At 74.8% G+C, this 13,078-nt stretch carries 8 protein-coding genes; 3 read left to right on the top strand and 5 right to left on the bottom strand.

All coding sequences use genetic code 11. From position 1 onward, the window contains the following. Positions 1–548 precede the first annotated feature (548 nt). The 3 genes from ACFTWP_RS09065 to ACFTWP_RS09055 all read left to right on the top strand — a co-directional run bounded on the left by ACFTWP_RS09065 (position 549) and on the right by ACFTWP_RS09055 (position 6,085). Positions 549–2,969, top strand: coding sequence for a protease pro-enzyme activation domain-containing protein (locus ACFTWP_RS09065; protein WP_380263594.1), 2,421 nt, complete (start codon positions 549–551; stop codon positions 2,967–2,969). Positions 2,970–3,261: 292 nt separating this feature from the next. Next, positions 3,262–4,377 (top strand): hypothetical protein, encoded by a 1,116-nt coding sequence (locus tag ACFTWP_RS09060; RefSeq protein ID WP_380263593.1) that lies wholly within the window; start codon positions 3,262–3,264, stop codon positions 4,375–4,377. A 361-nt stretch (positions 4,378–4,738) separates the two neighbouring features. Next, positions 4,739–6,085, top strand: coding sequence for a peptidoglycan-binding protein (locus tag ACFTWP_RS09055; RefSeq protein ID WP_380263592.1), 1,347 nt, complete (start codon positions 4,739–4,741; stop codon positions 6,083–6,085). Positions 6,086–6,165: 80 nt separating this feature from the next. Here the strand turns inward: ACFTWP_RS09055 and ACFTWP_RS09050 are convergent, their stop codons facing one another. From ACFTWP_RS09050 to ACFTWP_RS09030, 5 genes are all read right to left on the bottom strand, one after another. Beyond that, positions 6,166–6,933, bottom strand: a complete 768-nt coding sequence (locus tag ACFTWP_RS09050; RefSeq protein WP_380263591.1) for a TrmH family RNA methyltransferase — start codon at positions 6,931–6,933, stop codon at positions 6,166–6,168. Between the two features lie 87 nt (positions 6,934–7,020). Continuing rightward, positions 7,021–9,171 (bottom strand): FUSC family protein, encoded by a 2,151-nt coding sequence (locus tag ACFTWP_RS09045; RefSeq protein WP_380263590.1) that lies wholly within the window; start codon positions 9,169–9,171, stop codon positions 7,021–7,023. Positions 9,172–9,316: 145 nt separating this feature from the next. Further along, positions 9,317–10,582, bottom strand: coding sequence for an HTTM domain-containing protein (locus tag ACFTWP_RS09040; protein ID WP_380263885.1), 1,266 nt, complete (start codon positions 10,580–10,582; stop codon positions 9,317–9,319). Between the two features lie 203 nt (positions 10,583–10,785). Continuing rightward, on the bottom strand, positions 10,786–11,496 hold the full coding sequence (locus ACFTWP_RS09035) for a DUF5819 family protein (protein WP_380263589.1): 711 nt from the start codon (positions 11,494–11,496) through the stop codon (positions 10,786–10,788). 241 nt (positions 11,497–11,737) lie between these two features. Then, entirely contained in the window at positions 11,738–12,904 is a 1,167-nt protein-coding gene (locus ACFTWP_RS09030; protein WP_380263588.1) for a rhodanese-like domain-containing protein, read from the bottom strand. Between the last annotated feature and the right edge of the window lie 174 nt (positions 12,905–13,078).

Genomic DNA, 13,078 nt, shown 5'->3' with positions numbered 1-13,078 from the left:
GGCGTGGTGCGGCCCGCGCTGGCGCCCGGGGTGGGCGCGCCCTCGGACGCCTGCCCCGGGCCGGCGGGGGGGGCCCGGGCCACTCGGCCCGGGCCCGCCCCGACCTGCGCCGCCCCGTCCCGTCCCGGCCCGATCTGCTCCGTCCCGTCCCGGCCGGCGCCGCCCCGATCCGCCCCGTCCCGCCTCCCGGAAATCACCGCCGCCCCGGCCGCGGGTGACCGCCTGCGGCCGGCCGGGAGAAATGCCGCTCATTCCCGGGCATTCCCGGCCGGCGTCGCGTTCACCGTCGGCGAATCGGGTACGGCCGGTTCCGGTACGCCCCACCGACCTTCACCAACTGCCCATATGACGCTCGCCCGGATATTCACTGTATGGACTGACGTCCATTCTGTTTCCGAATTCACCGTCCACACTTGACTGTTCTTTAGTAATGAATTGCTTGACCATAAGCCAATTCCCGCACGCCCTCTGGGATGTTCTAGCAAGCGTTCTCGAACCCGGAACGCCCAGTCCCTGCCGGCCCCCACAGCCGGCCAGAGGAGGAGCCCGTGCGCCCCCGCCCGCTCGCCCTTGCCGCGGCCCTAGCCGTCCTGCCGCTGACCGCCCTCTCGCTGGGAGTCACCGCGGCCCAGGCCGCCCCCGCACCGAACGCCACCGCCTCCCGGGTCGCCCTGCCGGACACCGTCACCCCCGCGGTCGCCCGCTCCGAGAAGAAGGGCGACGTCCCGGCCGCCCAGCAGCTCTCGGTGGCCGTCAGCCTCAAGCTGCGCGACACCGCCGGCCTCGACCGGTTCCTCACCGCCGTCGCCACCCCCGGATCCCCCGAGTTCGGCCGCTACCTGACGCCGGCCCAGTTCACCGCCCGGTACGGCCCGACGCAGGCCGCCGTCGAGCAGGTGAAGAGCTACCTGGCCTCCCAGGGGCTGACCGTCGCGAGCGTCAGCGACAACCGCCAGGTCGTCAACGCCCAGGGCACCGCCGAGCAGATCGCCAAGGCCTTCGGCACCCACGAGAGCGCCTACCTCGACCCGCTGCAGCAGCGGACCTTCTTCGCCAACGACGCCGCCGCCTCGGTGCCGGCCGACCTCGCCGACGTCGTCCAGGGCATATCCGGCCTCAACAACCACACCGTGCGCACCACCCGGCTGGCGAAGCCCCGGAACGCCACCGCGAACGCCGCCCCGAACGCGACGCCGAGCGGCTTCGGCCCCAGCCAGTACGACGGCGCGTACAAGCTGGGCTCGCTGGGCGCCGACGGCACCGGCACCAAGGTGGCGCTCTGGGAGTTCGACGGCTACAAGTCCGCCAACCTCAAGACCTACGACACCCAGTACGGCCTGACCGGCCCGGCCGTCACCACCGTCCCGGTGGACGGTGCGAACTACGACTCGGCGCCCGGCGACGGCCAGGGCGAGGTCGAGCTGGACAGCGAGATCGTGCGCGGCGTCGCCCCCAAGGCGACCCAGCTGGTCTACGAGGCCCCGAACAGCGACCAGGGCGAGATCGACATGGCCGCCAAGATCGTCTCGGACAACCTGGTCTCGGTCATCTCGATCTCCTGGGGCTCCTGCGAGCCCGACACCACCGCCGCCTCGATGACGGCGGTCGACAACTCCTTCAAGCAGGCCGCCGCCCAGGGCATATCGATCTTCTCGGCCTCCGGCGACGACGGTTCGCGCGACTGCACCCGCTCCACCAGCGGCTCCACCGTGAAGGCCGTCGACTTCCCGGCGTCCAGCCCGCACCAGACCGGCGTCGGCGGCACCAACCTCAAGGTCTCCGGCACCGCCTACTCCTCGGAGAGCGCCTGGAGCACCGCCGGCGGCGGCGTCTCCACCGTGTTCGGCAAGCCGGCCTGGCAGACCGGCACCGGTGTCACCGGCACCATGCGCACCGTTCCGGACGTCGCCTCCAACGCCGACCCGGCCAGCGGCTTCGCGATCTACACCACCGGCGGCTGGCAGGTCTACGGCGGCACCAGCGCCGCCGCCCCGCTCTGGTCGGGCTACGCCGCGCTGTTCAACCAGAAGGCCGCGGCGGCCGGCAAGCCGGTGCTCGGCGAGGCCAGCCCCAAGCTCTACACGGTCGCGAACGGCAGCGGCTACGCCGGCGCCTTCCACGACACCGTGACCGGCAAGAACCAGGACTTCTCCACCAAGGCCGGCTACGACCAGGTCACCGGCTGGGGCTCCCCGGTCGCCGACGCCCTGACCACCGCCCTGCTCGGCGGCACCCAGACCGGCAACACCGTGACGGTCGCCAACCCGGGCAACCAGAGCACCGCCACCGGCACCGCCGTCAGCCTGCAGATCAGCGCCACCGACAGCGCGAGCGGCCAGAGCCTCACCTACGGCGCCACCGGCCTGCCCACCGGCCTCACCCTCGACACCGCCACCGGGCGGATCACCGGCACCCCGAGCGCGGCCGGCACCTACAACGTCACCGTGACGGCCAGGGACACCACCAACGCCACCGGCTCGACCTCGTTCACCTGGACGATCGGCGGCACCGGCGGCTGCACCCCGGCCCAGCTGCTCGGCAACGCCGGCTTCGAGACCGGCACGGCCGCCCCCTGGACGACCTCCAGCGGCGTCGTCGACAACGGCTCCGGCCAGGCCCCGCACTCCGGCTCCTGGAAGGCCTGGCTGAACGGCTACGGCTCGGCCCACACCGACACGCTCTCCCAGACGGTCACCATCCCGGCCGGCTGCAAGGCCGTCCTGACGTTCTGGCTGCACGTGGACAGCGCCGAGACCGGCACCACCGCCTACGACAAGCTGACCGTCCAGGCCGGCTCCGGCACCCTGGCCACGTACTCCAACGTGAACAAGGCCACCGGCTACGCGCAGAAGTCCTTCGACCTGTCGGCCTTCGCCGGCCAGAGCGTGACCCTGAAGTTCACCGGCACCGAGGACTCCTCGCTGCAGACCAGCTTCGTCATCGACGACGCGGCCGTCACCACCTCCTGACACCGTCCGAACCTGCTGACGTCCGAACCTGCTGACGTCCGAACCTGCGGACACCGTCCGGCAGCACCGTCGGGGCGGGCCCACCCGGGCCCGCCCCGGCGGCGTTCCCGCCGTCCGGGAGCGGCCTCCCCGCCGACCGGCGGTCCCCTACCGTGACCACTGTCATACGCGCGGTGGATGACGTACCCTCTCGACCGTCGTAGGGTTCCCACAGCTCGGTGACACGCGGCTCCCAGCGCATACCGGCAGCGGGCCGGTCCCGCCGAACTCGCTTGGTGGGGAAGGTATCCGGATGGGCTCACAACTCCCACAGAACGCCGCAAGACTCCGCCTGGTCGGACGGCAGGCGAACGAACCCCGCACCGCCGAGCCGCCGGCCGCCGAATCCGGCCGGCCGCGGAGCACCGACCGCCCGCCCGCGGGGCTCCCGGAGACCGGGCCCGGGGAGCAGCACCCGGCGCAGCCCCCGGAGGCGCCCGCCCCCGCTCAGCAGTCGACCGCGGCCCGGATCAACCCGGCCGGCAGCTTCGACGAGGCCCTGAACGTCGCCATCGAGGCCAGCGGCCTGAGCCTGGACCGGATCAGGGCCGCCCTGGCCGACCGCGGCGTGCGGGTCAGCGTCACCACGCTCAGCTACTGGCGGCGCGGCCGCAGCCAGCCCGAGCGGGCCGCCTCGCTGCACGCCGTCCACCTGCTGGAGGAGCTGCTCGGGTTCCCGCACGAGGGCCTGTCCGCCCTGCTCGGCCCGCCCCGCCCGCGCGGGCGCTGGGCCAGCGCGCCGACCACCGGCAGCCTGCGGATCGAGGACATCTGGCCCGGCCAGCAGCAGATCGCGGACGTCTTCACCGAACTGGACGCACCGCCGGTGGGCGAGCTGGAGCGGCTCAGCATCCACGACGCCTACTACGTGGACGCCGAGCACCGCGGCCACCTGCTGCGGATGCGCCAGGTGGTGCGGGCCACGGTGAGCGGGGTGGCCCGCTGCCTGGTGGTGCACAAGGCGGACGAGGGGGCGACCGGCTGCCCGGAGATCGGCTCGGTGCGGCACGCCCGGCTGGGCCGGGTCCGGCGCCGGCCGGAGAGCGGCCTGGTGGTGGCCGAGCTGATGCTGGACCGGCCGCTGGGCCTCGGCGACAGCACGGTCTTCGAGTACGAGGTGGAGATCCCCTCGGACGGGCCGACCACGGTGTACGGGCGGCGGTTCGCGGTGCCGGTGCGCGAGTACGTGCTGCAGGTGCACTTCGACCCGGCCGCCGTCCCCGCGCACTGCGAGCGCTACGACCGTGCTCCGGGCGAGGAGGTCGACCGGCGGCGCGAGCAGCTCTGGATCGGCGCCTCGGCCAGCGCCCACGTGCTGGCTCCGGACCAGCAGCCGGGCGAGGTCGGCATCCGCTGGGAGTGGGAGTGACGGTCCTTCCGACGCCGGCCCGGTGCGGGCCCCGCCCCGGGCCGGCCCCGAGCCCGGGCGTCGGCACTGGTCGGACGGGGTCCTGACCGGCCGTCCGGGAGCATCCTTCGCACGCGGTTCGTACCGGTGGCGCCCCGTCGCGGGCGGCACCTGACAGTGCTTCACCCGTTCGCCGACCGGCCGGACTCACCCACCCGGCCCAGCCCGCCGCGCCGAATACCCGTCCGATTTGGGACGTTGGTCCGGACAGTGGATGAATCGACGGGAAGGTCCCTCCTGCCGTGCCGTCAGCCCTCCGGGGCGCAGGCCGACGGCCCCGGCGACGCGCCTTCGCCACGATGTGCCCTGGAAAGGGGCGGAGATGACCCGACTGCTGGAGTTCGACGAGGTCGAGCCCGACACCGACTGCATATGCGGCGGCTGCACCGCCGGGCGCCGGGCCCGGCTGCACGTCGCGGCTGTCCGCGACGGCGGCCACGCGGCCGCGCACAGCGTCCGCCGCCGGACGGCCGTCCTGTTCGCGGCCGTCGGCACCGTGCTCGGCGGCGGCGCGCTCGGCGCTGCCGCCGAGCCCACCCCCGGCGGCAGCAGCAGCACACCGGCCCCGGGCACGCCGCAGGGCGAGGTGACCGGCCGGTTCGGCGACGACCCGGCCGACGGCGCGGTCGGCCGGCAGGCCCTGCAGGGCATCACCCGCGAGCAGATCATCGCCCGGGCCCAGGGCTGGGTGGACCAGAAGGTGCCCTACAGCATGAGCAGCTACTGGTCGGACGGCTACCGCCAGGACTGCTCGGGCTTCGTGTCGATGGCCTGGGGGCTGGACGGCAGCCAGACCACCTGGACCCTGCCGGACTTCGCCGACCGGATCACCAAGGACGAACTCCAGCCCGGCGACGTGCTGATCTTCAACAACCCCTCCAACCCGCAGTCCGGCTCGCACGTGACGATCTTCGGCGGCTGGGCCGACTCCGCCCGCACCAGCTACCTCGCGTACGAGCAGACCTCCCCCTCCGCCACCAGGCGCACCACGCCGTACGCCTACTGGAGCAACTCCTCCGCGTACCTGCCCTACCGCTACAAGGCGCTGTCGCCGGGCGGGTCGACGGGCACCGGCGGCGGCAGCAGCGACGGCGCCCAGACCAGCGCCTTCCCCGGGGCGGACGCCTTCGGGCCGGGCAAGTCCAACGCCTCCATCACCCAGCTCGGACAGATGCTCGTCCAGCGCGGCGGCGGCCGGTTCTACAGCGAGGGCCCGGGCCCGACCTGGGGCGAGGCCGACCGGAAGGCCACCGAGGCGTTCCAGCTGGCCCAGGGCTGGCGCGGCGCCGAGGCGGACGGCCTGCCCGGGCGCGACACCTGGGACTACCTGGTCAACGGCAAGGGCCGGAACATCGACGGCGCGTCACCCCCGCCCCCGGTCACCCCGCCCACCACGACTCCGCCCACCGGCACCCCGCCCCCGGCCGGCCCGACGGCCTTCCCCGGTACGGGCAGGTTCCTCCCGGGGCAGTCGAACACCTACGTGCAGCAGCTCGGCGAGCAACTGGTGCGCAAGGGCTTCGGGCGCTACTACACCCAGGGGCCGGGACCGCGCTGGACGGAGGCCGACCGGCTCAACGTGCAGGCCTTCCAGCTCTCGCTGGGCTGGCGCGGCGCCGAGGCGGACGGCTACCCCGGCCCCGACACCTGGCGCCGGCTCTTCGGCTGAGCGGCCCGTCGGTGGTGGGACCGGTCGGGCGACGGCCCGACCGGTCCCACCCGTCCCACTGGTCCCACCGGTCCGCTCGGTCAGGGCCGGCGGGACGACATCCAGTGGAAGAGGCCCATCGCCACACTGGTGGCCAGGTTGAAGCTGGACACCCCTGGCTGCATCGGCACCGCGACCAGCTGCGCCGCCCGGCCGCGCAGCTCCGCCGAGACCCCGTGCCGCTCGGTGCCGAAGGCGAGCAGGGCGTCGTCCGGCACCGTCACCGTCCGGATGTCGGCCCCCTCGGGGTCGAGCACGTACAGCGGCCCGGCGGGCAGGTCGGCGAGCGCCAGCCGCTCCACCGCCGTCGCGAAGTGCAGCCCGGCACTGCCCCGGACCACGTTCGGGTGCCAGGGGTCGAGGTCCCCGGTGGTCACCACGCCGGTCGCGCCGAACCCGGCCGCCAGCCGGATCACCGCCCCGACGTTGCCCAGGTTCCGCGGGTTCTCCAGGACCACCACCGGAGCCGGCCGCGGGGTCCGGGCCAGCGCCGCCAGGTTCGCCGCCGGGTCGGGGCGGACGGCGAGCGCGACCACCCCGGTCGGGTGCGGCTTGGGCGCCAGCGAGCGCAGCAGCGGCTCGGGCAGCTCCACCGCGAGCGCGCCGAGCGCCGCCGCGACGTCCGGCGCGAGCTCGTCCGCGAGGGCGAGCAGGGCGGCCCGGTCCGCGGTGCACGCGTAGCGGACGTCCCCGCCGAAGCGCAGCGCGTGCTTGAGCGCGTGGAATCCGTCGAGGACCACCGTCCCGGGGGCCGCGGCGCGCTCCCGCCAGCTCCGTACCAACCCGGTGACCTCGGCCTCGTCGTTCATGCCCCCACTCTCCCACCCCGTCCGCGGGCCCCGGCACGCCCCCGGCCACCGCGTGGAGCCTCCCTGCCATGACCACCCGCCGGAGCGTCAGGAGCCCGCGTGCTCGCGCTCCCGGGCCGGGCCGGCGGGCTGACCGACCCCGCGCCGCAGGGCACGCTCCAGGTCCTTCAGCGCCTGCAGCAGCAGGTTGGTGGCGGACCTCACCACGTCCACCCGGTCACTCTGCGGCAGCTGCGCCAGCTGCCGCTCCAGCTTGGTGTGGGCCTCGCGGACCGCGTCGAACTCCACCCGTCGCCCGGTGAGCAGCGCGCCCGCGGCCAGCGCCGTGCCGTACCTGACCTCGTCCGCGAAGTCCCGGACACCGGGCACCGGCTCGGCGTCCCGACCCGGCAGGTGCGCCTCCAGCAGCAGGCCGACCCGCCCGAGGTGGCCGACCGAGGCGCGGGCCCGGTCGAGCTGCTTGCGGGAGACGTCCGGCAGCCGGGTCTTGTCCCTGCCCGGTTCGACGTCCGCCCGCTGCACGGCCTGCGTCAGCTCCGAGCGGGCCTCCCGGGAGTCCAGCAGGGCCGCCCGCACCTCCTGGGCACCGCCCTCGGCGACCGGGTCCCCGTAGACGGCGAGCGCGGTGGCGTTGTACCGACCGGCGGCGGCCAGCCACTCGGCGAGCCGCTCGCCCAGCCGGGCCGACTGCCAGGTCGGGAAGAGCGCGTAGGCGAGCAGGGCCACCCCACCGCCGAGCAGCGTCAGCCCGACCCGCTCGAAGGCGGTGGCCAGCGGGTTCCCCGGCTGGAGGCCGAGCAGGAACACGACGTACGAGGAGACGCAGGCCGTCGTCAGGGCGTACCCGGTGCGGTGCGTCAGGTAGGCCCCGCCGATGCAGAGCACCGCGAGGCCGGCCGACAGCCACTCCCCGGGATCCAGCAGCTGCACGACCAGGGTGGAGAGGGCCACCCCGACCACGGTGCCCGCCAGCCTGGCCACCCCCCGGCTGTAGGTCTGGGCGAAGTCCGGCCGCATCACCATGGCGGCGGTCAGCGGGGCCCAGTAGCCGTGCTCGAAGCCGACCAGCCGGGCCAGCAGGTAGGCGACGGTGACCACCCCGGAGAGCCGGACGGCGTGCTGGAAGACCGCCGAGCGCGGCTGCAGCTGGCGGCGCACGGCCCGGGCCGCGACCGGCACCATCCGGTACAGCGGCGGTTTGCGCAGCCGGCCGCCCACGTCGACGGCCAGCGTGCTGATGGCCTCCTCGTCGGTCCCGTCCAGGGTGTCGGCGGCCCGGCGCAGCAGGCCGGTCAGCCGGCGGGCGGCCCGGCGGGCGGCGCCGCGCAGCTGGGGCCCGCCCGCCGGGGGGACGAGGGTGAGCGCGGGCGTCGAACGGGGCAGTCGCAGCGGGTCTCCGGTGCGCACCGCCCGGGCCACCGCGTCCATGGCCTCGGCGGCGGCCGCCAGCACGTCGCGGGCCCGGTCGCGTTCCGGCCCCTCGGCGGGGGCTCCCACCTTGGGGTCGGCGATGGCGGCCAGCGCCGGGCGGATCCGTTCGGCGATGCTGCGCAGCCCGCGCATCTCCGCGGGCCGGCGGCGTTCCTGCCAGGACGTCATGGTGGCGGCGTGGCGGGCGGTGATGAACGGCGCCGGGTCCAGGTGCGCGATCGGATCGTGCCGGAGCCGGCGGGCGTAGTCGGCGAGTTCGGCGTAGGTGTCGGCGAGCGCCTCGCGCTGGGCCGTCCAGTTCCCGATCGGCCAGATCATGATCAGCAGGGCCTGGACGGCGCCGCCGAGGGCGCAGACCAGGCCGTGCCCGAGGGCGGCGGGGACGCTGACCGGCAACTGGACGACGACCAGCATCACCGAGACGGTGGTGGCCGCGACCACGCCCGCGGTCGGCCCGATCGCCCACATCAGACCCGCGCCGAAGGCCCAGACCGCCAGCAGGACGGGGAAGGCCCCGGGCACGCCGACCGCCAGGTAGCCGAGGAAGGTGCTGATCCCGAGCCCGGCGCCGGCCGCGGCCGCGATGGTGGGCCGGGGCCGGAAGCTGCGCTGGAAGGTCGCGGTGCCCGCGATGAAGGCGCCCATCGCGGCGGAGGTGGCGAGTCCGGGCCCGCCGATGGCGAGGGTCGGGAAGATCACCAGCGCGACGGCGACGGCACCGCGCAGCGCCCGCTGCGGGTTGGTGAGGGTCCGGTCCAGCGTCAGCCCGTCCCGCGTGGTGTCGCGAAGAGCAGCGAACCAGGACATACCGGACAGCTTAGGGCCTCCGGCAATTGGCGGCCGGTCACCGCTCCCCGACCGTCGCAGGCTCCCGGCACCGGAGAACCCGGCCAGGGCACCGACCTACCGGGACGGCGAGCACCGGGACGGCGAGTACCGGGACGGCGACCGGCTAGGACGGCAACGACCGTCCGGCCCGGACGCGGCCGGACAGGGCGTCGAGCAGAGCGCCTGCCCGGCTGCCGGCCCACAGCAGGGCCGCGGTGGGCAGGAACACCGCGTCCGCCGCGATCATCGCCAGCGAGAACACCGGCAGCCCGAGCACCACCGCGATCCCCGCGTGCTCGACCATCATCACCGCCAGCAGCACGTTCTTGACGCGCCGGTTGAACAGCGTGAACGGGAAGGCCACCTGGACGGCCACCGTGCCGTACGTGATCAGGAAGACCGGCACCAGGGCCGCCCCCAGCAGCCCGGACAGCCACGGCCAGGGCGCGAAGTAGTCCAGGTGCAGCGGGTAGTAGAGCGCCGTACCGTCCTGCCAGCGCGACCCCTGCACCTTGTACCAGCCGGCCGTCGAGTAGATCAGCACCACCTCGGTGGCGATCACCAGCAGCGCGCAGTTGTGCAGCATGGTCGCCAGCGCGTCCAGCACCGCCCGGAGCTCGCCCCCGGGGCGCCGGCGGTTGACGGCGTACCAGGCGCCGGCCACCGCCCACAGGCCCCACAGCAGCGGGGCGAACCCGGGGTACGGCCGGGCCGCCGACACCCAGTCGAGGGTGCCGCCGGAGAAGCCGCCGAACTGTGCCGCCGTCAGCGCCGCGCCGAGCACCGCCCAGAGCACCACCCCGGCCCGTCCCTCGCCGGCGCCCGCGCGCCGGCGCCGGGCGTCCAGCGACCAGACGCTCGCGCAGCGGGTGAGGACCAGGTAGACCGCCATCACGTGCAGCACGTTGTCGCCGCCGTCGCCGACGAAGACGTTGCGGTTCTGCAGCGAGAGCACGGTCACCATGAACAGCACGCCGCTCGCCCTGGTACGCCAGCCGAGCACCACCAGCAGCGCCGCCAGGACGGCCAGGTGGTAGACCAGCTCGCACCAGAGCCGACCGGCGAACCAGGGCAGCACGGTGAACGCGCCGTTGTCCGCCAGCAACTGGCCGGCCAGGTCGAGCGACCAGGGCGAGCGGTCCCCGTACAGCACCCGGCGCTCGGGCCACTCGCGCAGCAGGAAGGCCAGCCAGGCCAGGCCGAAGCCGATCCGCACCACGGCCGCCTGGTACGGGCCGAAGGCCCGACCGGTGAACGCGGCGAAGGCCCGGGCGAACGCCGCCGCCGCGGCGGACCCCCGGCCGGGGGCGGTCGCCGGCTCCCCCGGCCGGGGCGCCGCGGCGGGCGACGGCGGCCCGGCGACCGGCTGGCGGGGGATGCCGAGCAGCAGCGCCCCGGGAGGGTTCGGCCGGCCGTGGGCCACCGGGCCCCCGGCCGTGCTCGGGGTCCGGTCCCGGCCCGTCCCGTCAGCCCGGCTCCGGCCCTGGTCCAGCGCATCAGCCCGGCTCCGGCCCTGCTCCAGCCCTTGGCTCTGGCTCTGGCTCTGGTTCTGCGAAGGCTCGGCCTGCGGGGGGCCGGTCCGGGAGGAGTCGTTCACGCCAGCCCCCGGTAGTCCTCGTCGTTGACCGGCCACCAGGGCAGTTCCCTGGCCGGCTGGGTGACCGGCGGACTCTCGCCGCTCCAGGCCGGCGGCACCACGGGCGCCCCGAGGGCCCGGAACTGGATCTCCAGGATCCGCTCCCCGTCGGCCGTCCGACCGATGCGCTGCAGGGCGATCCGCTTGAGGTACTGCTCGGCGAGCTTGCCCCGGGGGTTGGTGAGCGCGCCGTCCGGCCCGCCGTGCGAGCCGTCGTAGAAGTCCCAGGCCCGACGGAGCATGTTCTGGTCCACGTGGCTGGGCGCCGGGTTGCCGCGGATCGCCTCGATGTCCTGCGCGGTGAGGGCGATCCAGTCGTGCTCGCGGGTCGCCCCGCCGTCCACGACGGTCCGCACCCGGGCGTCCAGGCGGATGTTCTGCTGCAGCGGGTTCGGGGCGAACAGCTTCCAGTTCTGCTCGAACTCCGGGTAGACGATCCCGTCCACTTGGTGCCGGTACTCGCGGGACAGCGCGTTGGCGGGGGCGACGTGCAGGAAGACGGCGCCCAGGAAGACCCCGGTCGCGCCCAGCAACAGGGCCCCGGCCAGGCAGAGCACGGCCAGCGCGGGGGTGGACCAGACGCGTACGGGCTCGGTGCCCCGATCGCCGGGCACCGGCCCGGGCCCCTCGCCGGGGTGCTCCGGCGGGCCGGCGATGGTCTGCGCCATGCTCTCCCCGGGTGGTCGCTCGCGCCCCGGCCGTGCGCCGGGCGGTGCGCCCCGGCGCGGGCGGCTCCCCGGGCTCCGCCGGGGGCACCCCCGCGGGCGCGCCCGCTCATCTTGCCCTAAGGCCTTGCGGCAGCGGGAGGCCCCGACGGCCCGGACTCCGGCCGGTGAACCCGGGGCCACCCCCGCGTACCGGCCCCGGGATCCGGGCTCCGGAGCCGGTACGCGTACGACCGGACGCGTCCTAGAGGACGAAGGCCTCGGCGCCGCCGCTGCCCACCATCGGACGGCCGGCGCCCTCCCACGCGAACATCCCGCCGTCCACGTTGACCGCGTCCATGCCCTGCTGCACCAGGTACTGCACGACCTGCGCGGAGCGCCCGCCGACCCGACAGAGCACGTACAGCTTCCCGTCGGGCAGCTCGCCGATCCGGGCGACCACCTCGCCGATCGGGATGTGCCGTGCGCCGTCCACGTGGCCGGCGTCCCACTCGTCCTGCTCGCGGACGTCGAGCAGCTCGGCGTCGGCGGGGACGGCGGCGGCCTCGATGGAGGGGATCTGGGGGAACATCGTCTGGGTCTCCTGGGTCGGGTTGTCGGCGGGGTCGTCCACGGGCCGGCCGGCGGGCGCGGCGAGCAGCCGCTCCAGCTCGGCCTGCTGGGCGGCGGCCTTGGCGAGCAGCTGCTCGGCGAGCTCCTCCAGCAAACGGTCCGGGTCCTGGGGGGAGAGGGCCAGCAGCTCGCCCATCGCGGTGTTCTCCAGCCGGACCTGCTCGGTGGCCACCTCCGCAATCTTCCCGGTGAGCCACTCCAGCCGCTGGCGCAGCCAGCCGAGCCGGTCGGGGGAGTCGACGGCCGGAGCCGCCTCGGGGTCGGTGGACCACTCCTCGGCGAGCTGCTCCAGCGCCCGGGCGTCGCCGTAGGCGTACGCCTCGTTGACCCGGGCGATGAAGGCGGAGCGGCGCCGCTGCTCGACCGGGTCGGTGGAGAGGTCGGGGTGGGCCCGGCGGGCCAGGTCGCGGTAGATCCGCTGGGCGTCCTTGCCGGGGCGCACCCGGCTGGGCGGCTCGGGCTGGGCGGGGGCCGCCTCCTGCTCCCGGATGTCGGCGAAGAGCGACTCCAGGTCGGGCAGCTCGTCCACCTGCCGGCGGGCGTCGGCGGCCCGCCGGACGTCCTCGGGGTGGCCGGTGCGGGCGGCGACGGCCTCGGCGATCAGCGCGTCCAGCTCGTCCAGCCGCGCGTAGAGCGGGCCCAGCAGCTGGTGGTGGATCAGCGCGAAGTTGTCGATCTCGACCCGCAGCGTCTGCACGTCGACGTCCATGGTGAGCCAGGCGAGCTCGGTCGCGGCGACCCGCTCCTCAAGCTCCTGCTGCTCGGGGTCCGACCAGCGGACGGGGCTCTGCGCGGTCACCTTCTCGCCTTTGTCTCGTCTCGGTCCGATCAGTCAGACTACCCCGCCGCGGCCGCCCGCCGGCCGGGCTCCGGAAGGGCTGCACCGGCGAAACGCCACCAATACGGTGGACAGGGCGTGCGTGGCGGCGCACTCTGGGTGACACGCAACTGATACTTACGAATCTCACCGTTT

Origin of the sequence: Kitasatospora sp. NPDC057015, assembly GCF_042673745.1 — a bacterium.
GTDB lineage: Bacteria > Actinomycetota > Actinomycetes > Streptomycetales > Streptomycetaceae > Kitasatospora.
This window is presented reverse-complemented; position numbering and strand designations above follow the sequence as displayed.

Excerpts from the sequence above, each read along its gene's own strand:
- ACFTWP_RS09045 (WP_380263590.1), bottom strand. The coding sequence starts at position 9,171 with ATGTCCTGGTTCGCTGCTCTTCGCGACACCACGCGGGACGGGCTGACG.
- ACFTWP_RS09050 (WP_380263591.1), bottom strand. The coding sequence starts at position 6,933 with ATGAACGACGAGGCCGAGGTCACCGGGTTGGTACGGAGCTGGCGGGAG.
- ACFTWP_RS09035 (WP_380263589.1), bottom strand. The coding sequence starts at position 11,496 with ATGGCGCAGACCATCGCCGGCCCGCCGGAGCACCCCGGCGAGGGGCCC.
- ACFTWP_RS09060 (WP_380263593.1), top strand. The coding sequence starts at position 3,262 with ATGGGCTCACAACTCCCACAGAACGCCGCAAGACTCCGCCTGGTCGGA.
- ACFTWP_RS09055 (WP_380263592.1), top strand. The coding sequence starts at position 4,739 with ATGACCCGACTGCTGGAGTTCGACGAGGTCGAGCCCGACACCGACTGC.